The sequence below is a fragment of the Pseudomonas fluorescens Q2-87 genome, from assembly GCF_000281895.1.
Taxonomy (GTDB): Bacteria; Pseudomonadota; Gammaproteobacteria; order Pseudomonadales; family Pseudomonadaceae; genus Aquipseudomonas; species Aquipseudomonas fluorescens_S.
In genome coordinates this window covers 6,109,274-6,136,083 of record NZ_CM001558.1, presented here as the reverse complement: position 1 = coordinate 6,136,083, position 26,810 = coordinate 6,109,274, and the positions used below count along the sequence as shown (strand labels likewise).

Sequence of the window (26,810 nt, the reverse complement as noted above, 5' to 3'; positions counted from 1 at the left end):
TTGCGGTGTAAGTGATCTGGCCGCCTTCGGTAACCGTGTCGGTCGCCGAGAGGGTCAGGCCAGTAGTGTCCTGGGTATCGGTCACCGACGTGTCAGCCGGTTTTTCGTCGATAGCCAGTTTTTCGTAATTACCGCCTTTGGCGTCGTCGATCTTGACGCTCAGGTTGTCGCCGCCTGCGAGGGCGTTGTCTTGCGTGACGAAGTTCACCGAGCCAGAGCTTTCGCCGACTGGGATGGTGATGGTCTGGCCGTTCGACAGGGTGACGACCAACGGAGCGCCAGTCACCGGAGCGTTGACCGAAGCGGTGTAAACCACGGTACCGCCTTCGGCGACGGTCGACGTTGCGCTCAGGCTGACAGTCGAAGTGTCGATGGTGTCGGTGACGTCAGTGACAGCTGGGGTGGTGCTTGGAACTAGGTTCTCGAAGTTACCGCCGGCAGCTTTATCAATGGTGACTTCCACCTTGCCGGCGTCTTTGTAGACGTCGTCCTTCGGTGCGTCGACGGTCACGGTGCCGGTGGTGGCGCCGGCTGCGATGTTGATCACCGCGCCGTTGCTCAGGGTCACGGTGACGGGCGAACCAGCGGCGTTGGTCAGGGTTGCGGTGTAAGTGATCTGGCCGCCTTCGGTAACCGTGTCGGTCGCCGAGAGGGTCAGGCCAGTAGTGTCCTGGGTATCGGTCACCGACGTGTCAGCCGGTTTTTCGTCGATAGCCAGTTTTTCGTAATTACCGCCTTTGGCGTCGTCGATCTTGACGCTCAGGTTGTCGCCGCCTGCGAGGGCGTTGTCTTGCGTGACGAAGTTCACCGAGCCGGAGCTTTCGCCCACTGGGATGGTGATGGTCTGGCCGTTGCTCAATGTCACAACGAGCGGAGCGCCAGTAACCGGGGCGTTGACCGAAGCGGTGTAAACCACGGTACCGCCTTCGGCAACGGTCGACGTTGCGCTCAGGCTGACAGTCGAAGTGTCGATGGTGTCGGTTACGTCAGTGACAGCTGGGGTGGTGCTTGGAACTAGGTTCTCGAAGTTACCGCCGGCAGCTTTATCAATGGTGACTTCCACCTTGCCGGCGTCTTTGTAGACGTCGTCCTTCGGTGCGTCGACGGTCACGGTGCCGGTGGTGGCGCCGGCTGCGATGTTGATCACCGCGCCGTTGCTCAGGGTCACGGTGACGGGCGAACCAGCGGCGTTGGTCAGGGTGGCGGTGTAAACAATCGAACCGCCTTCGGTAACGGTGTCAGTCGCACTCAAAGTGAGGCCGGTGGTGTCTTGGGTATCGGTCACCGACGTGTCAGCCGGTTTTTCATCGATAGCCAGCTTTTCGTAATTACCGCCTTTGGCGTCGTCGATCTTGACGCTCAGGTTGTCGCCGCCTGCGAGGGCGTTGTCTTGCGTGACGAAGTTCACCGAGCCAGAGCTTTCGCCGACTGGGATGGTGATGGTCTGGCCGTTCGACAGGGTGACGACCAACGGAGCGCCAGTAACCGGGGCATTCACCGAAGCCGTGTAAACCACAGTGCCGCCTTCGGCCACAGTCGACGTTGCGCTCAGGCTGACAGTCGAAGTGTCGATGGTGTCGGTTACGTCAGTGACAGCTGGGGTGGTGCTTGGAACTAGGTTCTCGAAGTTACCGCCGGCAGCTTTATCAATGGTGACTTCCACCTTGCCGGCGTCTTTGTAGACGTCATCTTTCGGCGCGTCGACGGTCACGGTGCCGGCGGTTGCACCGGCAGCGATATTGATCACAGCGCCATTGCTCAGGGTCACGGTGACTGGTGTGCCAGCAGCGTTAGTCAGGGTAGCGGTGTAGGTGATCTGACCGCCTTCGGTAACCGTGTCGGTCGCACTCAAAGTGAGGTCGGTAGTGTTCTGGGTATCGGTGACCGACGTGTCAGCAGGCTTGTCGTCGATAGCCAGTTTTTCGTAGTTGCCGCCCTTTGCGTCGTCGATCTTCACGCTAAGGTTGTCGCCGCCAGCGAGGGCGTTGTCCTGCGTGGCGAAGTTCACCGAGCCAGAGCTTTCGCCGACTGGGATGGTGATGGTCTGGCCGTTGCTCAATGTCACAACGAGCGGAGCGCCAGTAACCGGGGCATTCACCGAAGCCGTGTAAACCACAGTGCCGCCTTCGGCCACAGTCGAAGTCGCTGAGAGCGAAACGGTACTGGTGTCGATGGTGTCGGTTACGTCAGTAACAGCTGGGGTGGTGCTCGGAACGAGGTTCTCGAAGTTACCGCCAGTGGCTTTATCGATGCTGACCTCAACCTTGCCAGCGTCTTTGTAAACATCGTCGGATGGCGCATCAACAGCCACGCTGCCAGAGGTCGCGCCTGCAGCAATCGTAATGACTGAACCATTGCTCAAGGTCACGGTGACCGGTGTCTCGGCCGGATTGGTCAGCGTAGCGGTGTAGGTGATCTGGCCACCTTCGGTGACGGTGCTGCTGGCCGACAGGGTCAGCTCGGTGGTGTCAACAGAGTCGGTAATCGTGGTAACCGCAGGCGTAGTGCTTGGCACCAGGTTTTCAAAGTTGCCACCGGTCGCGCCAGTGATGGTGGTGCTGACAGTGCTGCCGTTGTTGTAGACGTCATTGGCTGGCGTCTCAACATTAACGGTGCCGGTGGTCTGGCCCGCAGCGATGGTGATAACCGAGCCATTGCTCAAGGTCACAGTCACCGGAGTCTGAGCCGGGTTGGTCAACGTCGCGGTGTAAACAATCGAACCGCCTTCGGTGATGGTGTTGCTGGCGGTCAGGGTCAGGCCCGTGGTGTCAGCCGAATCGGTAATCGTGGTAACAGCAGGCGTAGTGCTTGGCACCAGGTTTTCAAAGTTGCCACCGGTCGCGCCTGTGATGGTGGTGCTGACAGTGCTGCCGTTGTTGTAGACGTCATTGGCCGGGGTTTCGACAGCCACGGTGCCGGTGGTCTGGCCCGCAGCGATGGTGATAACCGAGCCATTGCTCAAGGTCACAGTCACCGGAGTCTGAGCCGGGTTGGTCAACGTCGCGGTGTAAACAATCGACCCGCCTTCGGTGATGGTGTTGCTGGCGGTCAGGGTCAGGCCCGTGGTGTCAGCCGAATCGGTAATCGTGGTAACAGCAGGCGTAGTGCTTGGCACCAGGTTTTCAAAGTTGCCACCGGTCGCGCCTGTGATGGTGGTGCTGACAGTGCTGCCGTTGTTGTAGACGTCATTGGCCGGGGTTTCGACAGCCACGGTGCCGGTGGTCTGGCCCGCAGCGATGGTGATAACCGAGCCATTGCTCAACGTCACGGTAACTGGAGTCTGAGCCGGGTTGGTCAACGTCGCGGTGTAAACAATCGAACCGCCTTCGGTGATGGTGTTGCTGGCGGTCAGGGTCAGGCCTGTGGTGTCAGCCGAATCGGTAATCGTGGTAACAGCAGGCGTAGTGCTTGGCACCAGGTTTTCAAAGTTGCCACCAGTCGCGCCAGTGATGGTGGTGCTGACAGTGCTGCCGTTGTTGTAGACGTCATTGGCCGGGGTTTCGACAGCCACGGTGCCGGTGGTCTGGCCCGCAGCGATGGTGATAACCGAGCCATTGCTCAAGGTCACAGTCACCGGAGTCTGAGCCGGGTTGGTCAGCGTCGCGGTGTAAACAATCGAACCGCCTTCGGTGATGGCGTTGCTGGCGGTCAGGGTCAGGCCCGTGGCGTCAGCCGAATCGGTAATCGTGGTGACCGCAGGCGTAGTGCTTGGCACCAGATTTTCAAAATTGCCACCGGTCGCGCCAGTGATGGTGGTGCTGACAGTGCTGCCGTTGTTGTAGACGTCATTGGCTGGCGTCTCAACATTAACGGTGCCGGTGGTCTGGCCTGCAGCGATGGTGATAACCGAGCCATTGCTCAACGTCACGGTAACCGGAGTCTGAGCCGGGTTGGTCAACGTCGCGGTGTAAACAATCGAACCGCCTTCGGTGACGGTGTTGCCTGCCGACAGGGTGACGGTGGTGGTATCGATGGTGTCGGTGATCTGGGTCACGGCCGGCGTGGTGGGCAGGGTCACGGCAATGCCGGTGCCGCCGGTGGTACCGGTCACGGTCACGCTGATCTGGCTTGGGTCGTTATAGACGGTATCGTTCGGCGCCAGCGGGACGTTGACGCTGCCGGTGGTTTGCCCGGCGGGAATCACGATCACGGAGCCGTTGGATAAGGTCACGGTCAGGTCGGTCTGGGCCGCCTGGGTGACAGTCGCGGTGTAGACCAGCACGCCACCGGCCTCGGTCAGGGTCGGCGTGGCGCTCAAGGTCAGCGTCGAATTGAGCACCGCGTTGGCGGTGGTGTTGGCGTTTGTGTCCAGGCCGGTGATGTTGGTGTTGGCAGCTGCGGCCGTCGTCAAGCCGGCCGTTGGGAAGCCAATGGTCGGGTCGACGCTGCCTGCGGTGGCATCCAGCGCTACGAAGCTGTGACCGCCACCGGCAGCACCTGTGCCTGCGGCCGTTGCGCCGGCGGCGGTAGCTTCCAGGGCGGTGGTCGGGTCGGCACCGGCGGCGATGGCTTGTTGCAGCTCATCTACCGATGGCGCGGCCTGGGCGGTGGCCTGCTCAAGATTGGTGGTGGAATCCGGAGCGCTGGCACTCCACTGCGTGTCGCGACCCAGGTCCAGGGTGCGGCCATCAGCCAGTTCCAGCGTGACGGCGCCGGCAGGGCCGGTGTCCAGTTGGTCGCCTACGTTCAGGCGATCACCTTCAATGAGTACGCGCCGAATGCCCTCGGGGGAAACGACGAAAACCTGACCAACAATGCTTTTGACAACGGCAATAACACTGCTCATTGAAGACTCTCCGGGTACCACGTTCAGTAGACTTCCATGGACCCGACAGCCGGCGGCCGTAGCGGTCTGGACGTTATCTATTAGCTAAATGGGAAAAGTATTTTGACGCCGTGACTTGTCAATATTTTGGCTCGAAAAGCGACTGAAGTTTGTTTATGCCAAACTATTGACCTTCTGCTGGCCATCCTAAACAATCGCTTCCGTAATGTCACATTGATATTTAAGCGGCGACCTGTTCTTTCGGTGCGTGATTCAGTTCCTGTTTCGAACTTTCCGACATACGGTCATTCCGGTTGCCATCATCCGATGCAGCGCCATGTTTCGCTGTGATCCAAGACAAGTGTTTCAGGAAGAAAACCCCAATGCGTTCGCACCTGTTCATGGTTTTACCCTTTGCCCTCGCCGCCAGTTTCGTACAAGCACAAACCTTGCCGCAGGCCATGCAACAGGCGCTGGATGTTCATCCTGAAATCCAGGCCGGGGTGAACAGTCGCCTGGCGGCGGACTATCAACTCAAGGCGGCCAAGGGCGGCTACCTGCCTAGAGTGGACCTCGCAGCCGGATACGGCCGTGAAGGCACCGACAGCGTCACCACCCGGTCAGGCGGCAATAATCATTGGGAAACCCTGAATCGCAGCGAGTCGAGCCTGCGCCTGACGCAAATGGTTTTTGACGGTTTTGCGACGTCCAGCGAAGTGGGGCGTCAGCAAGCCACCGTCAATGCCCGCGCCTATTCGTTGCTGGACGCATCCGAGCGCACCGGTCTGACCGTTGCCCAGGTGTACCTGGACGTGCTGACCCGCCGTGAGTTCGTGCGCCTGGCCGAGGAAAACCTCAAGAGCCACGAACGCATCTTCGACCAGATCAAGCTGCGCACTTCCCGTGGCGTAGGCAGCGGTGCCGACCTGGACCAGGCCGAAGCGCGCATGGCCCAGGCTCGCAACAACCTGATCACCGAGCAGACCAACCTGGCCGATGCCGAAACCAACTTCCTCAGCGCCGTCGGTCAACTGCCCGATCAGCTGGAACGCCCCGCCGATTTCATGGCGCTGCTGCCTGCCAACCTGACCGAGGCCCGCGCGCAGATGCTGGAAAACAGCCCGGTACTGCGTTCCGCCGAGTCGGACATCGCCGCCGCCGAGCAGCAGTACCAAGCCGCCAAGTCCAGCTTCTATCCACGCTTTGACGCCGAGCTGGGCCGCACCGCGGACAATGACCTGGACGGTCAGAACGGCCACAACAATGAATGGCAAGCCATGCTGCGCATGCGTTTCAACCTGTATGCCGGCGGCAGCAACAAGGCCGACCTGGAATCCAAGTCGTACCTGTCCAATCAGGCGCTGGACATCCGTAACAATGCGCTGCGCCAATTGACTGAAGAGTTGGGCCTGGCCTGGAACGCCTTGAACAACGCCAATGCCCAGGTACCGATCGCTCAGCAGTACGTGGATCACAGCACCAGCGTGCGCACCGCCTACCAACGGCAGTTCAGCCTCGGCGAGCGGACCCTGCTCGACTTGCTCGACAGCGAAAACGAGCTGTTCAGTGCGTCCCGCCGCTTGGCGGAAATCAAGAACGTTCAGCTGTTCACCCAATACCGGATCAAGGCGACCATGGGCCAGTTGCTTAAAAGCCAGGGCGTGGTCGCGCCGTTGGCATCGGTTGTGCAGAACGACATGAAACCCAAGGTCCAGTTGCCTGGGATGAATTGATCCATCCATCCGGTTTCGACCAGTAAAGAGTGCAGAGCGTGGAATCAGAAGTCAGTCCAGTCGAACTCATCCATGATCCGCGCACGCTGCACGACGACCCGTTGCTGGACGGTTTGTTGGCGCTCTGCATGCTCCATCAGAAGCCGGCCAGCGCGGCGATGCTCACCACCGGCCTGCCGTTGCCCAAGCAGCGGCTGAGCGTCGATTTATTGTCGCGTGCGGCGGCCCGTGCCGGTCTTCAAGGCCGAGTGCTGCAACGCAAGCTCGAGCAGATCCCGCCCATTGCCATGCCGGCCTTGTTGCTGCTCAAGGACGGCCGCAGCGCCGTCCTGCTGGGCTGGGTCGGTGACGACCAGGCGCGGCTGCTGCTCAGCGAAAGCGATGGCGGCGAAGTGACCGTCAGTCGCGAACTGCTGGCCGACGACTACAGCGGCAAAGTCTTCTTCGCCCAACCCCAACATAAATTTGACGTGAACCACGGCACGCTGATTCCCCGGGCGCGTTCATGGTTTCGCGACACCCTCAAGCGTTCCCGCTGGCTATACGCCGATGCCATTGCCGCCAGCCTGCTGATCAACATCATCGCCATGGCTGCGCCGCTGTTCGTGATGAACGTCTACGACCGCGTGGTGCCGAACCAGGCCGAATCGACCCTGTGGGTACTGGCTGTCGGCATTACCGGCGCCTACGTGTTCGATCTGATCCTGAAGATGCTGCGTAGCTTGTGCCTGGACCTGGCCGGCAAGAAGACCGACCTGATCATTTCGGCGACGCTGTTCGAGCGCATCGTCGGCATGGCCATGAAATACCGCCCCGCGCGGGTCGGCAGCTTTGCCCAGAACATCCATGAATTCCAAAGCCTGCGCGATTTCCTTGCCTCGCTGACCCTCACCAGCCTGATCGACTTGCCGTTCACGCTGTTGATTTTCATGGTTATCGCGATTCTTGGCGGGCACCTGGTGTGGATTCCGGTGCTGGCTTTCCCGATTGCGCTGTTGATCGGTTATGCGCTGCAAAAGCCCCTGGTGGCAACCATGGAGCGAACCATGGCCCTGGGTGCCGAGCGCCAGTCCAGCCTGATCGAAACCCTGGCCGGCCTGGACGCGGTCAAGGTCAACAACGCCGAGAGCGAGCGCCAATACCAGTGGGAACAGACCATCGGTACCCTCAGCCGCCTCGAATTGCGGGTCAAGATGCTGTCCGGCCTGGCGATGAACATCACCTTGCTGATTCAGCAACTGGCCGGCGTGATCATGATTGTCTTCGGCGTCTACCAGATCATCGCCGGTAACCTGAGCATGGGTGGGCTGATCGCCTGCTACATGCTCAGCGGTCGCGCCCTGAGCCCACTGGCGTCGCTGTCGGGCTTGCTCACCCGTTACCAGCAGGCGCGGGTGACCATGACTTCGGTCGACCAGATGATGGAGCTGCCCCAGGAGCGCAATTTCGAAGAGCGTCCGCTGAGCCGCAAGGTGCTGCAGGGCGCCATTGAATGTCGCCAGTTGAATTTCACCTACCCGAACCAGCAGAACGCTGCGCTGAAAAACATCAACCTGGTGATCAAGCCAGGCGAGAAGATCGGCATCATCGGCCGCAGCGGTTCGGGCAAGAGTTCCCTGGCCAAGCTGTTGGTGGGCCTATACCAACCTGACGACGGTGCCCTGCTGGTGGACGGCGTGGACATCCGCCAGATCGATGTCAGCGAACTGCGCTACAACGTCGGTTACGTGCCCCAAGACATCCAGTTGCTGGCCGGTACCCTGCGGGACAATCTCACGTCCGGTGCTCGTTACGTCGAAGACGAACTGGTGCTCCAGGCGGCGGAACTGGCGGGGGTGCATGAATTTGCCCGCCTGCATCCGCAAGGCTATGAACTGCAAGTCGGCGAGCGCGGGCAGAACCTGTCCGGTGGCCAGCGCCAGAACGTCGCCCTGGCCCGTGCGCTGCTGCTCAACCCGCCCATCCTGTTGCTGGACGAGCCCACCAGCGCCATGGACAACACCGGTGAAGAACGCTTGAAACAGCGCCTGGCCGCCGTGGTGGAAAACAAGACAGTGTTGCTGGTAACGCACCGGGCATCCTTGTTGTCGCTGGTAGACCGCCTGCTGGTGATCGACCGTGGACAGATCCTGGCCGACGGCCCGAAAGCGGCCGTCATGGAAGCATTGAAGAAGGGGCAGATCAATGTTGCTTAAGTCGGGCTTCAAGGATTCCGTAGGCCGCTACTTCAAAGGCTCTGCCTCGTTGCATGGACAACCACTGCCCGAGGTCAACAAGGCGCTGATCGAAGACGCCCCGCGTGTGGTGCGCCTGACCATCTGGGGAATCATCGGCTTCTTTGTGTTCCTGATGCTCTGGGCGAACTTCGCCGTGATCGATGAAGTAACCAAGGGCGACGGCAAGGCGATTCCATCGTCCAAGATCCAGAAAATCCAGAACCTGGAGGGCGGGATCGTCGCCGAGCTGTTCGTCAAGGAAGGGCAGATCGTCGACGCGGGCGCGCCGTTGATTCGTCTGGACGACACGCGGTTTGTCTCCAACGTGGGCGAAACCGAAGCCGATCGCCAGGCCATGCTGTTGCGCGTCGAGCGTCTGAGCGCCGAGGTGGATGACCGGCCGCTGAATTTCCCCATTGATGTACTCAAGGCCGTACCACGCCAGGCTGCCAGCGAAGAATCGCTGTACCTCAGCCGCCGCCAGCAACTGCACGATGAGATCGGCGGCTTGCAGGAACAATTGATCCAGCGCCAGCAGGAACTGCGCGAGTTCGTTTCCAAACAGTCGCAGTACCGCTCCGGCCTGGCGCTGCAACGTCAGGAAATCAACATGTCCGAGCCGTTGGTGGCCCAAGGCGCGGTGTCGCCGGTGGAAGTGCTGCGGCTCAAGCGCGCCGAGGTCGAAACCCGTGGGCAACTGGACGCCACGACGCTGGCGATTCCTCGTGCCGAATCGGCGATCAAGGAAGTGCAGCGCAAGATCGACGAAACCCGCGGCAAATTCCGTAGCGAAGCCCTGACCCAGCTCAACGAGGCGCGCACCGATCTGAACAAGGCCCAGGCCACCGGCAAGGCCCTCGAAGATCGGGTGAGCCGTACCCTGGTGACGTCTCCGGTGCGCGGCATCGTCAACAAGTTGCTGGTGAACACCATCGGCGGGGTGATCCAACCCGGCAGCGACCTGGTGGAGATCGTGCCGTTGGACGACACCATTCTGGTGGAGGCGAAAATCCGTCCCCAAGACATCGCTTTCCTGCACCCTGGCCAGGACGCCACGGTGAAATTCACCGCGTATGACTACACCATCTACGGCGGCCTGAAAGCCAAGCTGGAACAGATCGGTGCCGATACCATCACTGATGAAGACAAGAAAACCACCTACTACATCATCAAACTGCGCACCGAACGCAGCCACCTGGGCACCGATGAAAAGCCACTGCTGATCATTCCTGGCATGGTGGCGTCGGTGGACATCATCACCGGCAAGAAAACTGTGCTCAGCTACCTGCTCAAGCCAATCATCAAGGCCCGGGCCGAGGCGTTGCACGAGCGCTAATCCCCCCTACCAATCGGTGACAGGGCCGCTTTTGTGTGGCGAGGGAGCTTGCTCCCGCTGGGTCGCGCAGCGGCCCCAAAAAAAGCGATGAGCGCTTCGCACTCAAGCGGGAGCAAGCTCCCTCGCCACGGGTTGGTGTCGCTTTTCAAATTTGTTTTTGCATCTCAAGTCAAAAGCAATATCGTTATTCATTAACGGTATTTAAATTTCAATTCTTATACCCTTAAAGTCATCCCCCTGCGTACCTGCCGACCAATCGGCGCGCCGCACGACACAAACCGACACGGTAACCCCGTGAGATTTTGATCGATGCGCGCCTGTTCAAGCGCGCCGTGCGTGGGAGTGATGTATGCCAGCCGTCTCTTATTCACCAGATTCAAATACCCAAAGCATCGCGCCACAGCCGTTCGAGGTCCGCCCGTTCAGCGGTGCCGTCGGCGCCGAGATCGTTGGGCTGGATCTGTCCCGACCAATCAATGACCAGGACTTTGCCCGCATCCATCGCGCGCACCTGGACTATCACGTCGTCGTGTTCCGCGACCAGCGCATCACCCCCGAACAACAAATCGCCTTCAGCCGCCGTTTTGGCGTGTTGCAAGTCCATGTGCTCAAGCAGTTCCTGTTGGCCGAGCATCCGGAAATCCTCATCGTTTTCAACATCATCGAAAACGGCCAATCCATCGGCCTCGGTGACGCTGGAAAATTCTGGCATTCGGACCTCTCCTACAAAGAGCTCCCCAGCCTGGGCTCGATGCTCCATGCCCAGGAGCTGCCAAGCGAAGGCGGTGACACGCTGTTTGCCGACATGCACAAAGCCTGGGAAGGCTTGCCCGAAGCGTTGCGCAAGGCGGTGGAAGGCCGTTCGGCGGCGCATTCCTACACGGCGCGCTACAGCGAAACCAAATTCGAAGGCAACTGGCGTCCAACGCTGACACCGGAGCAACTGGCCCAGGTCGCCGAAGTCGTCCATCCGATCGTGCGCACCCACCCGGAAACCGGGCGCAAGGCGTTGTTCGTCAGCGAGGGTTTCACCACCCGTATCGTCGGCCTGCCGGAGGATGAAAGTGCAGCGTTGCTGGCCGAGCTGTATGCCCACAGCGTGTTGCCGCAAAACATCTATCGCCATCAATGGCAGCCCCATGACTTGGTGTTTTGGGACAACCGTTCGCTGATCCACCTGGCCGCCGGTTGCCCGAGCCATCTGCGCCGCAAGCTGTATCGCACCACCATCCAGGGCGATGCCCCTTTCTGATCGGCTGCGCCTGGCGCAAAGAGCTTGGAGAATCACCATGTCCAAACGCATTGCTTTTGCACCGCTGGCCGCGGCCATCGGCCTAGGGTTCAGTTTGCTGGCCGGCAGCCTGGTGGCGCCTCCCAGCGCCCACGCCGAGGGCGAGATTCGCATCGCCGAACAGTTCGGCATCGTTTACCTGCTGCTGAACGTCGTTCGTGATCAACAACTGATCGAAAAATATGGCAAGCAAGAAGGCATCGACATCAAGGTCGACTGGACCCAATTGTCCGGCGGCGCGGCGGTCAACGATGCGCTGCTGTCGGGTTCCATCGACATTGCCGGGGCCGGCGTCGGGCCGTTGCTGACCATTTGGGACCGCACCCATGGCAAGCAGAACGTCAAGGCAGTGGCCTCCCTGGGCAACTTCCCCTATTACCTGCTGAGCAACAACCCGAAGGTCAAGACCATCGCCGACTTCACCGAACAGGACCGTATCGCGGTGCCAGCGGTGGGCGTTTCGGTGCAGTCGCGTTTCCTGCAGTACGCCGCCGCGAAGCAGTGGGGAGACAAGGAATTCAACCGCCTCGACAAATACACCCTGGCCGTTCCCCACCCGGACGCCACGGCGGCGTTGATTGCTGGCGGCACCGAGTTGACCGGGCATTTTTCCAACCCGCCGTTCCAGGACCAGGCGCTGCAAAATCCCAGCGTCCATGTAGTGCTCAATTCGTATGACGTGCTCGGGCCGAACTCACCCACGGTGCTGTTCGCCACGGAGAAATTCCGCGATGAAAACCCGAAGACCTACAAGGCGTTCGTCGAGGCGCTGACCGAGGCGGCGGAGTTCGCACAGAAGGACAAAGGCGCGGCGGCGGATACCTACCTGCGCGTGACGAAGGCCAAGATCGACCGGGCGACCCTGCTGAAAATCATCGACAACCCGCAGATCGAATTCACCGTCACGCCGAAAAACACCTACCCGCTGGCGGAGTTCCTCTACCGCGTCGGCGCAATCAAGAACAAGCCGGCGTCGTGGGAGGACTATTTCTTCCAGGACGCCAAACCGTTGCAGGGGAGCTGATTGTCATGAACGCGCCATTGCAAGGCCACGCGGCCAGCAATCCCACTGCCACCGGCACGGCGTTGCTGTCGGTGGATAACGTCAGCCTGGAATACCGCACCCCGCAGCGTGTGGTGCGGGCTACCCACCAGGTGAGTTTCGAGGTCGACCCGGCGGACCGTTTTGTCTTGCTCGGCCCGTCCGGTTGCGGCAAGTCCACCTTGCTCAAGGCCATCGGCGGTTTCATCGCGCCCTGCGAAGGCGAGATTCGTTTGCAAGGCCAGGCCGTCCGCGCGCCAGGGCCGGACCGGATCGTGGTGTTCCAGGAATTCGATCAACTGCCGCCGTGGAAAACCGTGAAGCAGAACGTGATGTTCGCGCTGCTGGCGTCCCATACCCTCAAGCGTCGCGAGGCCGAGGAGCGGGCGTTGCATTACCTGGACAAGGTCGGGCTCGCGGCGTTTGCCGATGCGTATCCCCACACCTTGTCCGGCGGCATGAAGGCCCGGGTCGCCATTGCCCGGGCATTGGCGATGCAACCGAAAATCCTGTTGATGGACGAACCCTTCGCCGCCCTCGATGCGCTGACCCGACGCAAGATGCAGGAAGAATTGCTGCTGCTCTGGGAAGAGGTGCGCTTCACGCTGCTGTTCGTCACCCACTCCATCGAAGAGGCGTTGGTGGTGGGCAATCGCATCCTGTTGCTATCACCCCATCCGGGACGTGTGCGGGCAGAGATCCACAGCCATCAGTACGACTTGCACAGCCTCGGTGGCGTGGCGTTCCAGCACACCGCGCAGCGCATCCATCGGCTGCTGTTCAATGAAGGCCAGCCGGCGGAAGCCGAGCGTGAGCTGGACTTCACCGACATTCGTATCGCGTATTAAGGGGATTTTCCATGAGCCATCTATCGCCCGCGCGCGAAGAATACGAAGTCGACCTGCAACCTTTGACCCATGTGCCCCTGGAGCGAGAGCTGCCCTTGGGCCAGCGCCTCTGGCAACAGGGCTGGCTGCGTAAAAGCCTGATCCTGTTGCTGCTGGCGTTGGTGTGGGAGGGCGTGGCCCGCTACCAGAACAATGATTTGCTGCTGCCGGGCTTCCTGCAAACCGCCAGCGCGTTGTACGACGGTTTGCTCAGCGGCGAACTGCTGGGCAAGGTGTGGATTTCCCTGGTGGTGCTGATCAAGGGCTACTTGCTGGGTATCGTCTTGGCGTTTGGCCTGACCACCCTGGCGGTATCGACCCAATTGGGCCGTGATTTGCTCAGCACCCTGACGTCGATGTTCAACCCCTTGCCGGCCATCGCTCTGCTGCCGCTGGCGTTGCTGTGGTTTGGCCTCGGACAGAACAGCCTGATTTTCGTGCTGGTGCATTCGGTGCTGTGGGCGTTGGCGCTGAACATGTATGCGGGTTTTCTCGGCGTATCGGAAACGCTGCGCATGGCCGGCCGCAACTATGGGCTCAAGGGCCTGCGTTTTGTGCTGTTCATCCTGATCCCGGCCGCGCTGCCGTCGATCCTCGCCGGGCTGAAAATCGGCTGGGCCTTTGCCTGGCGCACCTTGATCGCCGCCGAACTGGTCTTCGGCGCCACCAGCGGCAAGGGCGGCCTGGGCTGGTACATCTTCCAGAACCGCAATGAGTTGTATACCGATAAGGTGTTTGCCGGGTTGGCGGTGGTGATCTTGATTGGGTTGTTGGTAGAGAACCTGGTGTTCGACAGTCTGGAGCGGGTGACGGTGAAGCGCTGGGGGATGCAGCGCTGAGCCATGGGGTTTGGGTTGTCTGGGCTGGCGTTTTCGCGAGCAAGCCCGCTCCCACAGTTGATCGGTGTTGATCTCAATATTTCGGTTCGACACAGATCCCGTGTGGGAGCGGGCTTGCTCGCGAAGACGGTCTTCAATTCACCACAGGCATGTCAGCCTGACGCTACCTAATAATCCAAGTAAACCCTCGGCCATTTCCATTAGACTTGCGACCTCCAGCAAACCTTCAGGACACGGAATGCCAACCCCTCCAAACCCCCTGCGCAAAGTCCTGGTCATTTGGCTCTACGCCGCCGCGCTGATGCATCTACTGGCCGGTGTCACGCTGAGCTGGGCGGGTCATTCGGGCTTGCTCGATGGCTACCTGCACAGCATCGAACAGACCTTCTGGGGCGCCGCCGCCGTGCCTGCCACGGCCAGCGAACAACAGGTCTGGTGGCTGGCCTTGTTCGGTGCCACATTGCAAAGCTATGCGCTGTACATGTTCGCCCTTGTGCACATCGGTAATCGACTGAAAAGCGCGATGCCCTGGGGTTGGATAATCGCCGGCATCCTGCTCTGGGCGCCCCAGGACATGCTGATTTCCGCCCAGGCCCGGGTCTGGTCGCACCTGTGGCTCGACAGCCTTGCACTGCTGCTATTGCTGCCGCCGCTGTTCTGGCTCTATCGCCACGACCGCCGCACCTCCCTGCCTGACACCGCGTCGAGTGATTCGCACCATGCCTGACTTTTCATTGCTGGACCTGGCCATCGCGCTGTTGATCGCCCAGGCGATCCTCGGTGCGCTGGACACCCTGTATCACCACGAACTCACCGTCGCGCTGCCCTATCGCCACAGCGCCCGCCTGGAACTCTCCATCCACGCCCTGCGCTCGTGCTTCTACGGAATTCTGTTCCTGGGCATGGCGCACCTGGCCTTCCAGGGGACGTGGGCGATTGTCATTGGGTTGCTGTTTGCGCTGGAAATCGGCCTGACGCTCTGGGATTTCGTGGTCGAGGACCGGACCCGCAAACTGCCCGCCATCGAACGCATCATGCACACGGTGTTGGCGGTCAACGGCGGGGCATTCTTCGCGCTGTACGGGGTGCAACTGGCGCAGTGGGCGAGTCTGCCGACCGGCCTGGTTGCGATCGATTTCGGCTGGCGTGGCTGGCTGCTGACCTTGTTCGCCATCGGTGTGACAGCCTCGGGTATTCGTGACGGGTTGGCGGCGCTGCGCATGCAACGCGAAGGCAAACCGGCCAACCCGTTCGCCGGTGGCGCTTACAAACGTGTGTTGGTGACCGGCGGCACCGGGTTTATCGGCGAGGCCCTGGTCAATCAACTGCTTGATGCCGGGCATACGGTCAGCGTGTTGGCCCGCGATCCCTTGAAAGCGGCCTATCTGTTCGATGGACGCGCCCGTTGCCTGCGTTCGTTGAGCAAACTGGGCCATGACGAAACCTTCGACGTCGTGATCAACCTGGCGGGCGCACCGGTGGCCGGTCCGCGCTGGAGCCCCAAACGCCAGGCGCAACTCATCGCCAGCCGGGTCAGTACCACCGAAGCCTTGATGACCTGGCTGAAGAACGCCCGACACAAACCGGCGTTGTGGGTCCAGGCTTCGGCCATCGGTTTCTACGGCGTGCGTGACGCCAGCGAAAGTCTCGATGAAAGCGACACCCGTGGCGATGGTTTCATGGCCGAGCTCTGCGCGCGTTGGGAAGCCTCAGCGCTGCCCGCCACCGAGCTGGGTGTGCGCCAAGTGGTGATGCGCCTCGGTGTGGTGTTTGGTCCGGGCGGCGCATTGTTGCCGCTGCTGATTCCGTTTCGTCTGGGGTTCGGCGGGCGGATGGGTGACGGTCGGCAGATCATGAGTTGGGTGCATCGCGACGACGTGATTGCGGTCATCGCCTGTGCGTTCAACGACGACAGTTTGAGCGGCACCTATAACCTGGTGGCGCCGGAGACGGTCAGCCAGGCGCTGTTCGCTGAACGCGTTGGCAAGATTCTCAAGCGTCCGGTGTGGTTCCACATTCCCGCCGCGCCCGTGCGGGTCCTGGCCGGGGAAATGGCCCAGTTGTTTTTCGATGGACAACGGGTGGTGCCAAGCCGTCTCACCGAGGCCGGTTATACGTTCCGTTACCCGACCCTCGACGCCGCCCTGCGCGACCTGGCCTGAGGAGCATCCATGAGCAAGCCCCGGATGTACCTGCTGGCCGGCAACGGTAGCGCGGCCGATTGGTGGGACGACGCGTTGCCGCACTTCGAAGCCTACGATGTGATACCGCTGGAATTGCCGGGATTCGGCAACAACCCACAAGCCCCCTGCGAAGATCTTGTGGCCTATGCGCAAGCGCTCCTGGCGGCGACGGTCAAGGGCAGCGCAATCATGGCGGTGGGGGTGAACGCGTTGCTAGTGCTGCATGCGCTGCAACGCCAGCCCGGGCATTTTTGCCGCAGCGTGTTGCTGGCGCCGGTGGGCGCATTTTTATGGCAGCGGCGATTGCCGGCGTTGATGTCGCCGCTGCCGATTCGCAAGACCATTCACTGGCTGCTCTCGAACAAGCCGACGCTGTTTGCCCACAAGTTCTCCCGCCAGACCTGGACGCCCGCGCAGTATCAACGCATGGGCGCCGGATACGCCCGCTGCCGCGCCTTTGTGCCGCTCTGGGATCAGCTGCGTGCGGATACCGCACTGCCGCTGCTGGAGTGGATCACCGACCCGGTGGAACTGGTCTGGGGTGATCAGGACAAGGTGCTGGGCATCGAGCAGGCGGCCGCCTGGTCGGCCATTCTGGCCCGTGCCGATTTGACTATCAGCCTGAAAGCCGGCTGGGGTCACTACCCGTGGATTGACGCACCGGCCGAGTTCGCCGCGTGGCTGGAGTCGGGCGAGCGTGGGTTCGTCGCCCATACCAAAGGTGGGCGCTTGCGGCTGGCGGAACTGGCCGGGCAAGCGGTGCCGGCGGCGCTGTCGCTCAACGATTGCCACGACCCGCGCTTGCTGGCGTTTCTCGACGGCCAAACCGGCGCCAGCTGGGCGGTGCGCTCGTCCAGCTACGGTGAAGATCAGGCCGACGCGGCGAATGCGGGCTTGAGCACCACGTTCCTGCGCGAGCCGACGCACAACGTGCCAGCGCGCATCGCCGAATTGACGGCGGCGGGCGTCGAGGAAGTCGTGGTGCAGCGCTTCATCACGCCCAGGCTGTCCGGGATTGCGTTCGTACGTCACTTGTCTGTCGAGCTGGAATGGGTCGAAGGTCACTTGGAGTCGTTGGCCGACGGTCAGGCAAGTCCTGAGCGCGCCATCATGTCCCGCCTCGGCGCGGCGTGGAGCAGCGACACCTTCAAGCCCGCCCATGGCCTAACCGCCGACACGCTGTGGCGTTTCCTGCAAGGTGTGTTGCGGGTCTTTCACTACGTGCCTGGCGACGTTGAATGGGCCTGGGATGGCACGCAGCTGTGGTTGTTGCAGTATCGGCCGATCAGCGACTACGGCTGGCGCCGCCACCTGACCGCCGCCAACATCGCCGAGATCCTGCCGCCACAACCCAGCGTGCTGGTCGAATACGCCCAGCGCCGCGCGGCGGCGAGCATTCCGGCGATCATGGCCCGTTGGGATTCACGAGTATTGCAGGACAACGAGCCGTTCACGGCCGTATTTGACGGCGCTTCGTACATCAATAACGATCTGTTTCTCGCTCGATTGACAGATTGGGGCATCAGTGCCAGCAGCTATGCGGGCGAGGTCGGCGGCGCGACACCGCATCTGCCTTGGCGACCGCTGCGCCTGCTGCGTTCGCTGCCGTTGTTCCTGCGTATGCAGCGCATCGCTCGCGGACATCTGCTGACCCTCGAACACGGCCTGCGGCGCTTCGACCGGGAGTTGCTCGAACTCACCCGGCAAGGCGCCGACGGCCAGCAATTGGCCGACTGGTTCACCCGCTTCTATGTGTTTGTGGTGCAGGGAAACCTGTGCATCGCCAGCGCGTTGGCCAGCAGCGGCGGCGACCTGCTGGGGCGACCGCCCACTGCCTACGATGACCTTGAACACAGCCCGCATCGCCTGCCGTGGGAAACCGATCCGGCGACGCCACGTCCGGTCCCCACCGAGTTGCCCGTGCAAGCCTTCCCTCAATGGCCCTTGGTGATTCGCCTGGCCCATTCGACCGGCCTGCCGGGGCTGCGCGGTTACTATCTGCAAGTGCGCGAATGGTATCGCGACAACCTCATGCGGATCTTCTTTCGCCTGCACCACGCTATGCCAACTGCCGACCGGGCGCGTTGGTTTGCGCCGCATCCGGACATTCGCAGCCGCGCCGGCAGCTTCTGGCAGGACGGTCGCGAAGGCACCGAGCAGGCGAGTGGGTTCCTGATCTATCCGGGGCAGGCTCAAGGCATCCTGGGTGAGGACATTCTGCTTGAAGACACCCTGGACCCTGGCCGCCATGCACACTATCAAAGCGCCCGGGCCGTGATTGCGCGCATGGGGGGGCGTTTGTCCCATGGGTCGACCTTGTTGCGTGAGTTGCGTAAACCTTCGGCGGTGCTGCCTCAGGTGGATGTGGCGTGGCTGGGGCGTGAGGTGTTGTATCGGGATGGGGAGTTGACGTTGGTTGCTACCAGTAATCCGGCTTGATGGCGGGGGCTTTGTGTGTGGGCACTCGGTTGGGAAATTGGTGGGATTGGAGTTCGTCGCAAGTGACTACACGGCGCATCCAGTGGACGTGCTGCTTTAGATTCAACTCAGCTCGATGAGGAAGAATGACGCCTACGGTTATTTCGGGAAAATCCTCCCGCAAGGCTCTCAAAGCGGGAGTCATATCGGTGTCGCTGGATACAAGCACCAATTGCTCTACCCGTTCATGACTCTTCAGCGTCGTTTGCTTTGCAGCGGCTCGGTACATGCTAATTGCTATGTGAACGTCCGTTTCTTTTTCCTCCAGTTTCCAGATGTCGACTTTGTCCTCGCGAGAGGCTTTTGTCCTTCTATCAACGAAACGAGGGGCTTTGGCAGGTTCAAGTTGATGATGACCATAATGGACACGGATATGGGTGGTCTTCAGGGCGCGGATATAAGAATCTTGCGCTTCTTTTGATACTCGACCACGGGTGGCCAGTGAAGGTTTGACCGAGGAGGTGAAGTAGTCAACTGAGGCGGTCGTGCTGCGCGGGTTTTCGATATGCGCGATGTGTGACAGCAGGCTTCGCAAATCCAGCCATTTGTAAGGTGTGTCTGCGAGCAGTCCATAGAACAGGTTGTAGCCGTCAACAAAAAATGCGGTGCGCACAAGCTCTATCCCCAGAAACGAAAAAACCGGCCTAAGCCGGTTTTTTCACCCCAACAGCCAGAGAACTGAATCTCTGCGTACGGGGTTGAGTAGGGCCATCCTAAGTTGAGCGTGCCACAACGTCAACCGTTGGCTGGATGCTCCCTCGTCACCGGCGCAACAGTGTTGAGCGTATGCATGGTAGAAGGTCAAACCCATTTTTTGCTTGATCTGTCAGCGCTTGTTGCGAAATACAGTCTTTCTTAGGGCAATGCTAGAAATCCGGCACCGAAAACCATTTCGAGCGAATGGAAGCTCCCAATCCCTTGTGGGATTTGATGTCCGTTGATATCAGAAAAAAACTGAGCGTTTTTTGGTCCCCTCTTCAACCTTTTTGAAACAAGAGTTTTCTTACTCCTGACAGCTACTCCCTTGACGCCCCCCACCGCTGTCGTAGACTCCGCCCATCCGTCAGGGAGTAACGGTCATGCGACGTTTGAGTAGTTGGGTTGTGGGATTGGCCTTTGTAACGTGCGGCGTCCAGGCGCAAACGCCTGTGGCAGAAGATCCGTTGCTGGGTAACAACGTCGGGGCCAGTGCCTCGGGTGGCAATGAGGCGCGAGGCGTGTTGCGTGCGCGGGACCAGGCGGTGCTGGCCAGCGAGTTGGCCGGGCGAATCGTCGAGTTGCCGTTCAGCGAGGGCGAGTCGTTCAAGAAGGGCGACACATTGGCGCGTTTCGATTGCTCGGCGTACCAGGCCCAGCTCAATGCGGCGCAGGCGGCCAGCCGCGGCGCCGGTGAAGAGCTGGCCCATAACCGGCAGTTGGCGGAGCTGAAGTCGGTCGGGCGTTTCGAGGTCTCGCGGGCCGAAGCCCGGCTCAATGAAACCCAGGCCCAGTCCCAGGTTTACCAGGTCCAGGTCAAGCGCTGCAGCGTGATCGCTCCGTTCGATGGGCAAGTCGTGGCGCGCAAGGTCCAGCGCTATGAAAGCGTGGCAGCCGGCGCGCCGCTGCTGGATGTGGTCGACAACCGCACCCTGGAAATCCATCTGCTGGTGCCTTCACGCTGGATGGACCGGCTCAAGCCCGGCCAGCCTTTCACGTTCATTCCCGATGAAACGGGCAAGCCGTTGCAAGCGACCGTCAAGCGCCTGGGCGCACGCATTGATGAGGGTAGCCAGACCTTGTTGCTGGTGGCGAGCGTGCCGGATGCCAGCGGCTTGCTGTCCGGCATGAGTGGTACGGCGCGTTTCGCGGAGTCAAAGTGAACGCGCCGATAACGGGCAGCGCCGAACAGGTGTTTGCCCGCTTCCTCGATCTCGAACGCCAGACCCGGGCTGCGCGTACTCCGGCGCAGCTGAGTTATAGCCTGGTCAACGACGGCCAGGCCCTGTTCGGGTTTCGCCACGCCGCGTTATTGATCGCCGGCAAGGTACAGGCCGTAACGGGTGTCAGTGCCGTGGAGCCAAACGCGCCGTTCGTGGCCTTTGTCGAGCAGGCGGTGGCGCAGTTATTCAAGCAGGGCGTACTGAACCAGGCTCGGGTGGTCGCTGCCGATGGCGTGAGCGAATCCATCCGGGCGGACTGGCGAAGTTTGTCGGCGGTGCAGGTGTTCTGGTTGCCGTTGATCGATCATCAGGGCCAGGTTTTCGGCGGTTTATGGCTGGCCCGTGACCTGCCCTGGACCCCGTCGGAGCAAGTGCTGTTGTCGCAACTGGGCGACACCTACAGTCATGCCTGGCTGGCGCTGCAACCGCGCAAGCCGTGGCGCCTGCGCTGGACGCGCAAACGCCAGGTCGCACTGGTGGCGGTGCTGCTGTTGGGTTTGCTGATCCCGGTGCGTCAGTCCGTATTGGCGCCTGCCGAAGTAGTGCCGCTGGGCGGGCAGGTGGTGGCCGCGCCGCTGGACGGCGTGATCGCTGAATTCCTGGTCAAGCCCAACCAGACCGTCAAGAACGGTGACCTGCTGCTGCGTTTCGAAAGCACCAGCCTCAAGGCCCAGGCCGATGTGGCCGAGCGCGCGTTGGGCGTGGCCGAGGCGGAACTCAAGGCCAACTCCCAGCGCTCGTTTGCCGACGCTGAGTCGAGCTCGAAGGTTGATTTGCTGGCTGCCCGCGTTGAACAGAAACGTGCCGAGCGCAACTACGCGCTTGAGCTGCTCAAGCGCAGCGAAGTGCGCGCCGAACGGGACGGCATTGCGGTGTTTGCCGACGCCGAGCGCTGGCTCGGCAAACCGGTGCAAACCGGCGAGCGCCTGATGGAAATCGCTGATCCGAACCAGGCCGAGTTGCGTATCGAACTGGCGGTGGGCGATGCGATTGCCCTGGAGCCCGGTGCGCAGGTGGCGTTGTTTCTCGACAGCGACCCGTTGCAGCGGCACCTGGCCTGGCTCGAACGCTCGGCCTACGAAGCGCAACCTACCGCTGCCGGGCAACTGGCGTATCGGTTGGATGCGCGTTTCGATGCCACAGCGCCGCGCATCGGCCTGCGGGGCACGGCGAAGATCTTTGGCGATCGCGCCCCGCTGGCCCTGTACCTGTTGCGCCGACCACTGGCCGGCCTGCGCCAGAGCGTAGGCCTGTAGCGTGAGCCTGCCGAGCCTGCGGCCGGACCTGCAGCTATCCCCGGCGGCCCCGGATCCGGATGGTTCGCCTCAGTGGACCCTGGCGGATCCGGTGCGCGGCCGTTATTTCAAGCTCGGCGCGGCAGCGATGCGCTTGCTTCGCCACTGGTCCTTGGGTGATCCGGAGCAGGTACTGCAAGCCGCGAACCGAGAGCCGGGCCTGCCGCTCAATGGCGAGTCCCTGGAGCAGTTGCTGGGTTTCTTGCGCGGCCATGATCTGATCAGTGCAATGGACCCGCAACAGCGCGACAGCTATCAATTCAAAACGGCCGCGCAGCGTCAGAGCCTGTGGCAGATTCTGCTGCATCAATATTTGTTCTTCCGGATCCCGCTGTGGCGTCCAGACGCCTTTCTCAACCGCGCCTGGCCTTGGCTGGCGCGGTTCGGCCCCTCGGTCCTGCGCTACGGCATCCCGCTGACGTTGGGTACGGGAATCTTCCTGGTGTCGCGGGACTGGCAGCGGTTCCTGGCGACGTTCCCGCATCTTTTCAGCTTGGGCGGTGCCCTTGCGTTTGGGGTGGCATTGTTTTTCGCCAAGCTATGCCATGAGTTCGGCCATGCCTTCATGGCCAAGCGTGCCGGTTGCCGCGTACAGAGCATGGGCGTGGCCTTCATGGTGCTGCTGCCGATGTTCTATACCGACGTCAGCGATGCCTGGCGGATCAATGATCGCAGGGCTCGGTTGCTGATTGGCGCGGGCGGAGTCCTGGCGGAGTTGCTCCTGGCCTGCATTGCCTTGCTGGCCTGGTCGCTGCTGCCAGACGGGCCGGCGCGCACGGCGGCTTTCATGCTCGCCACGGCCACTTGGATCACCACGCTGATCATCAACTTGAACCCTTTCATGCGCTTTGATGGGTATTTCCTGCTCAGTGATTTCTGGGCGGTGGATAACCTTCAGGGCCGTGCATTCGCATTGTGTCGCTGGCGCCTGCGTGAAGCCTTGTTCGGCTATGGCACGGCGGCGCCGGAAGCCTGGTCGCCGCAGATGCGCCGCCGCTTGCTGGTGTGGGGATATGGCTCGTGGTTGTGGCGCGCTGCGCTGTTTTTCGGTATCGCCCTGGCGGTCTATCACTTGTTTTTCAAAGTGCTGGGCATTTTTCTGATGATGGTCGAATTGGTGTGGTTCATTTTTATGCCCATCGTGAATGAAGGGCGGCAATGGTGGAGCCATCGTGAACACGCCCATGGTCCTCGGGTGGTGTTCACGGGGCTGGTGTTGCTGGCGTTGGCGTTGGCGCTGTTGCTGCCCTGGCGCAGTGCGGTGGAAGTGCCGGTCATGCTTGAGGCCGGTCGCGCCAGCGTGTTGCATGCGCCCGTGGCGGCGCGGGTCAAGCAGGTGAATGTGCATGACGGCCAGGTCGTGGCCCAGGGCGATGTGCTGGTTGAGCTGGAGTCGCCGGACATGGCGTCGCGCCTGACCATCGTGCGCCGGGAAATCGAGATCCAGCAGCTGCAAATGCGCCGCCAGGCCGGACGCAGCGAAACGGCCGCCGACGCTGGCATCATCGAGCAGCAGCTGGCCGAGGCGGTGGCCGAGTACCGTGGGCTGGTCGCCCAGCGTGAGCGCTTATTGCTGCGTGCGCCCCACGCCGGGCAGGTGCGCGACTTGCTGCCGCAACTGGCAGTGGGGCGCTGGCTGTCACCGACGCAGCCGCTGGCGCGGGTGGTGCAGACCGATTCCCGGTTGCGCGGTTACCTGACCGAAGCCGAGCTCTGGCGGGTCGGTGCCGGTGCCACGGGGCGGTTCATCGCCGACGATCCGATGCACACCTCGATTGCGGTGCAGTTGGATGAAATCGACAACAACGGCGTAGCCTGGGTCGAGCAGCAGGCGCTGACGTCCGACCATCACGGACCGATTGCCGTGCGCCGCGACTCACAGCAACGGGCGGAGCCTGTGCAGGCGCAGTATGGCGTGCGCCTGAGTGCTATCGACGACACGCCCGCCCCGGTGCAACCGCTGCGTGGCGTGGTGGTGTTGCAGGGCAAGGGTGAGTCGGTGCTCGGAGCGGCCTGGCGTCGGTTGGCGGCGTTGGGTGTCAGGGAAAGCGGTTTCTAAGGGAGGCAGCATGGATTCAGTGGCGGCAGAGGGGCTGGTGGTACGTCCATCGCGGGCCAGCGATGGTCCGTTCTTGCAGAGCCTTTACCAGGCGGCGCGGCCGGACCTGCAATGGATCGACGGCGAGCCAGAGCAAGTGCAGCAGGTTATCGCCCAGCAGTTCCAAGTGCAGGAGCAAGGCCTGGGTGAGCATTTTCCCGACGCCATGCATTACGTCGTGGAAAAGCTCGGCAGCGCTATAGGCGCCTTGAGCGCCGATTTCGGTCCCAATGAAATTCGTGTGCTGTACCTGGCCTTCATCCCCCAGGCTCGAGGCCAGGGCTTCGGTCGAGCGGTTCTGCAAGGGGTCCAAAAAGCGGCGCAACAGATCCGCTGCCCGGTGGCGACCGTGGTCTGGGCCAGCAACCCCCAGGCCCGCCAACACTACCTGGCGCTGGGCTTCGAAGTGCAGGAGCACAACCCGGCGGCGGAGCGGTTGGTCTGGTATCCGAAGGGGAACTGAGCCGTTCCTGACTCGCTACATGTCCAATGTGGGAACGAGCTTGCTCGCGAAGGCGGTGTGTCAGTAGAGGAATTCTCGCCGGATACTCCGTCTTCGCGAGCAAGCCCGCTCCCACAAGGGAATCAGCGTTTCTTCAGTTGAATGCGATATAAAAATACCCCATGGCCGGGTCCCGTCCCGCTGCCGGTACCCGCGAGACGAACACTCCTTCGAGCCCTCCGATTTCTGGCACCTCAAGTGAACACAGCCCGTCCACAAATTCGGTGTTCTGCAAACTGTTGAGCTCTACGCCGAAAGGCACGCGTTCGGCGTTCGGCATCTTCGCCCGAGGCGTTTGCTCAAGGTGCTCGAAGCGAACAGCCAGGCGGCTGCCGTCCGGCAGGGTCAGGCTGCTGGTCTGGCCTAGCAGCGGTTGGAAGTGGTGGCTCTGAACCTGTTGCAGCATATCGACACTCCACAAGACCGGAGGGCCGAAGCCCTCCGGCGGGTCATCAGTTGCGGGTCGGAAAAATACCTTCGAGTGCGATGCTGAAGTTGATCGCCAGGAACGGGTTCATGACCGACATGGGCAAGCCGTTGCCCGCAGGCGATATCGTGCCGTTGACGGTGGTGGTCACGCCTTGCAGTGGCACGGGAGACGCGCCTATCTGGTCGGAATAGATCGCCGCCGAGCCCGGTCCGGTGCCCGAGGTCCCGATGAACGAGTTGGTGGCCGTTGGAGTATTGACTGGGTTGCTGGCCGGGTTTGCCAATTGCAAGGTGGTTGCGGCGCTGATACCCGTGAGGGTGTGGGTGTGGTTGGGCAGGTTGTTGATCGTTGCGGTGACGCTTTCAGTGCCAGAGACTTCGCCGATGACGCGCGGGCTCAGCCCCCCGCCATTGCCCATGCCCATGGGGAGGCGACTTTGCAGGTTGGGAAGCAGGAAGGTGGTCTGCCCATTGCCTCCATAAGTCACGCCGAGCAGAGAGAACAGTGCCGAGTTTTGTGCGATGCCGATGGTTTGCCCGTTGCACAGCGCCCAGCCCCTGGGGGCAAAGTTAAAGCCGAACGCCTGGATGGTGCCCATGAATACTTCCATAAAATCCTCATCCCTCAGGTTATTGGTCTGACGGAACCTGGCGTACACGAGGAACAAGTCTGCGATCAGCCTGACTCCTTCATTCCCTGGCCTGGTCACGCACGGCTGAGCGTAGACGGGGTTCTTTCTTTCTGCCGAGGGAAAATGGACCGAAAAGGGGGCGGCGCAGCTGAATCGGTTCATTAAAAACGGGTGCTTGTACCGTCCATCTTTTTTACAGTTCAGCGAGGATTTGATATCAAAGTACTACTAGGCGGCTTTTGTTTCCTCGGCTACGCTCTGCGGTACAAAGGGACTACACACGGTGAATGGATTGTCACAGTTTCACTTTATTTCAGGTCTACCGCGCTCGGGCTCGACCCTGCTTTCTGCGATTTTGCTGCAGAACCCGCGCTTTCATGCCGGTATGACCAGTCCCGTCGGCACGCTGTTCAGCAGCGTCCTGCAGCAATGCAGCGCCGGCAGCGAGTTTGGTTCGGTGATCGACACCGACCTGCGCCGCCGCCTGTTGCGCGGTCTCTTCGATTCCTACTACGCCGACAAGGCCGATAAACCGGTCATCTTCGACACCAATCGTCAATGGTGCGCCCGCCTGCCCGCGTTGCAAGACCTGTTTCCCCAAGCCAAGACGATCGCCTGCGTGCGCAACGTCGCCTGGGTGCTCGACAGCCTGGAGCGGCTCTATCGCGCCAACCCGTTCGAGAACACCAAGCTGTTCAATGACGATGACGAGCGCAACACCGTCTACAGCCGCTGCGAAACCCTCGCCCAGCGCAACCGCCTGGTGGGGTTTGCCTGGACGGCGCTCAAAGAGGCGTATTACGGCGAGAACGCCGAGTCGCTGCTGATCGTGGACTACGACCTGCTGAGCCAGGCGCCGGAACGGGTGATGCGGCTGGTGTACGACTTCATCGGCGAGCCCTGGTTCGAACACGATTTCGATCACCTGACCTACGACGCTCCGGCCTTCGACCAGGCGTTGGGTGTCGCCGGCCTGCACAAGGTCAAGCCCAAGGTTGCGCCGCAAGCGCGGCGCACCCTCTTGCCGCCGGATCTGTTCGAGAAATATGCCGAGTTGTCGTTCTGGCGTGATGGGTCCGCGAGCGCCGCCAATGTCATTCGTATGAAAACCGACGCCGCCGTCAGCTGACCGCGGTTTTTTTCATTGCTGTTCTAGAAGTCCGAG

The 26,810-nt window shown here is 61.4% G+C and carries 18 protein-coding genes and 1 pseudogene; 15 read left to right on the top strand and 4 right to left on the bottom strand.

Annotation, left to right across the window (positions count from 1 at the left end; genetic code table 11):
• Window positions 1-4,786: pseudogene (locus tag PFLQ2_RS30775) on the bottom strand (LapA family giant adhesin); the annotation flags it as partial.
• Between the two features lie 362 nt (window positions 4,787-5,148).
• Here PFLQ2_RS30775 and PFLQ2_RS00905 point away from each other — a divergent pair.
• The 10 genes from PFLQ2_RS00905 to PFLQ2_RS00950 all read left to right on the top strand — a co-directional run bounded on the left by PFLQ2_RS00905 (window position 5,149) and on the right by PFLQ2_RS00950 (window position 18,731).
• A complete protein-coding gene (locus PFLQ2_RS00905) occupies window positions 5,149-6,498 on the top strand; it encodes a TolC family outer membrane protein (RefSeq protein ID WP_003186928.1) in 1,350 nt (449 codons plus the stop codon).
• A gap of 38 nt (window positions 6,499-6,536) precedes the next feature.
• A complete protein-coding gene (locus PFLQ2_RS00910; protein WP_003186927.1) occupies window positions 6,537-8,693 on the top strand; it encodes a type I secretion system permease/ATPase in 2,157 nt (718 codons plus the stop codon).
• The gene (locus PFLQ2_RS00915; protein ID WP_003186925.1) at window positions 8,683-10,050 is read left to right on the top strand and encodes an HlyD family type I secretion periplasmic adaptor subunit; all 1,368 of its coding nucleotides are present in this window, start codon (window positions 8,683-8,685) and stop codon (window positions 10,048-10,050) included. Before PFLQ2_RS00910 ends, PFLQ2_RS00915 begins: the two co-directional genes overlap by 11 nt.
• 349 nt (window positions 10,051-10,399) lie before the next feature.
• Window positions 10,400-11,302, top strand: a complete 903-nt coding sequence (locus PFLQ2_RS00920; RefSeq protein ID WP_003186922.1) for a TauD/TfdA dioxygenase family protein — start codon at window positions 10,400-10,402, stop codon at window positions 11,300-11,302.
• A gap of 37 nt (window positions 11,303-11,339) precedes the next feature.
• Complete coding sequence (locus tag PFLQ2_RS00925; RefSeq protein ID WP_003186920.1) at window positions 11,340-12,365, top strand: ABC transporter substrate-binding protein; 1,026 nt, start codon at window positions 11,340-11,342, stop codon at window positions 12,363-12,365.
• Window positions 12,366-12,370: 5 nt separating this feature from the next.
• Window positions 12,371-13,231: an ABC transporter ATP-binding protein gene (locus PFLQ2_RS00930; protein ID WP_003186918.1), complete on the top strand. Its 861-nt coding sequence runs from the start codon at window positions 12,371-12,373 to the stop codon at window positions 13,229-13,231.
• Window positions 13,232-13,242: 11 nt separating this feature from the next.
• Complete coding sequence (locus PFLQ2_RS00935; protein ID WP_003186917.1) at window positions 13,243-14,109, top strand: ABC transporter permease; 867 nt, start codon at window positions 13,243-13,245, stop codon at window positions 14,107-14,109.
• 238 nt (window positions 14,110-14,347) lie between these two features.
• Complete coding sequence (locus PFLQ2_RS00940; protein ID WP_003186916.1) at window positions 14,348-14,836, top strand: hypothetical protein; 489 nt, start codon at window positions 14,348-14,350, stop codon at window positions 14,834-14,836.
• Complete coding sequence (locus PFLQ2_RS00945) at window positions 14,829-16,271, top strand: TIGR01777 family oxidoreductase (protein ID WP_003186914.1); 1,443 nt, start codon at window positions 14,829-14,831, stop codon at window positions 16,269-16,271. Before PFLQ2_RS00940 ends, PFLQ2_RS00945 begins: the two co-directional genes overlap by 8 nt.
• Before the next feature lie 9 nt (window positions 16,272-16,280).
• The gene (locus tag PFLQ2_RS00950) at window positions 16,281-18,731 is read left to right on the top strand and encodes a hypothetical protein (RefSeq protein WP_003186913.1); all 2,451 of its coding nucleotides are present in this window, start codon (window positions 16,281-16,283) and stop codon (window positions 18,729-18,731) included.
• Here the strand turns inward: PFLQ2_RS00950 and PFLQ2_RS29225 are convergent.
• Window positions 18,712-19,383 carry an NYN domain-containing protein gene (locus tag PFLQ2_RS29225; RefSeq protein WP_003186911.1) on the bottom strand — a complete coding sequence of 224 codons (672 nt, stop codon included), beginning with the start codon at window positions 19,381-19,383 and terminating at the stop codon, window positions 18,712-18,714. The genes PFLQ2_RS00950 and PFLQ2_RS29225 overlap by 20 nt on opposite strands.
• Window positions 19,384-19,849: 466 nt before the next feature.
• Here PFLQ2_RS29225 and PFLQ2_RS00955 point away from each other — a divergent pair, with 466 nt between their 5' ends.
• Genes PFLQ2_RS00955 through PFLQ2_RS00970 form a run of 4 tightly spaced genes read left to right on the top strand, consistent with a single transcriptional unit; the run spans window position 19,850 to window position 24,545 of the window.
• On the top strand, window positions 19,850-20,629 hold the full coding sequence (locus PFLQ2_RS00955) for an efflux RND transporter periplasmic adaptor subunit (RefSeq protein WP_003186909.1): 780 nt from the start codon (window positions 19,850-19,852) through the stop codon (window positions 20,627-20,629).
• On the top strand, window positions 20,626-21,945 hold the full coding sequence (locus PFLQ2_RS00960) for an efflux RND transporter periplasmic adaptor subunit (protein ID WP_003186907.1): 1,320 nt from the start codon (window positions 20,626-20,628) through the stop codon (window positions 21,943-21,945). Before PFLQ2_RS00955 ends, PFLQ2_RS00960 begins: the two co-directional genes overlap by 4 nt.
• A 1-nt stretch (window position 21,946) precedes the next feature.
• A complete protein-coding gene (locus tag PFLQ2_RS00965; RefSeq protein ID WP_003186905.1) occupies window positions 21,947-24,043 on the top strand; it encodes a biotin/lipoyl-binding protein in 2,097 nt (698 codons plus the stop codon).
• 10 nt (window positions 24,044-24,053) lie between these two features.
• The gene (locus tag PFLQ2_RS00970) at window positions 24,054-24,545 is read left to right on the top strand and encodes a GNAT family N-acetyltransferase (RefSeq protein WP_003186904.1); all 492 of its coding nucleotides are present in this window, start codon (window positions 24,054-24,056) and stop codon (window positions 24,543-24,545) included.
• Between the two features lie 133 nt (window positions 24,546-24,678).
• Here PFLQ2_RS00970 and PFLQ2_RS00975 read toward each other — a convergent pair whose 3' ends face one another.
• Entirely contained in the window at window positions 24,679-24,990 is a 312-nt protein-coding gene (locus PFLQ2_RS00975; RefSeq protein WP_003186903.1) for a DUF6916 family protein, read from the bottom strand.
• 46 nt (window positions 24,991-25,036) lie between these two features.
• Window positions 25,037-25,624 (bottom strand): phage tail protein, encoded by a 588-nt coding sequence (locus PFLQ2_RS00980; protein ID WP_003186901.1) that lies wholly within the window; start codon window positions 25,622-25,624, stop codon window positions 25,037-25,039.
• A 304-nt stretch (window positions 25,625-25,928) separates the two neighbouring features.
• On the opposite strand from PFLQ2_RS00980, the gene PFLQ2_RS00985 reads away from it, so the two are divergent.
• Window positions 25,929-26,774 carry a sulfotransferase family protein gene (locus PFLQ2_RS00985; RefSeq protein WP_003186899.1) on the top strand — a complete coding sequence of 282 codons (846 nt, stop codon included), beginning with the start codon at window positions 25,929-25,931 and terminating at the stop codon, window positions 26,772-26,774.
• The last annotated feature ends 36 nt before the right edge of the window (window positions 26,775-26,810 follow it).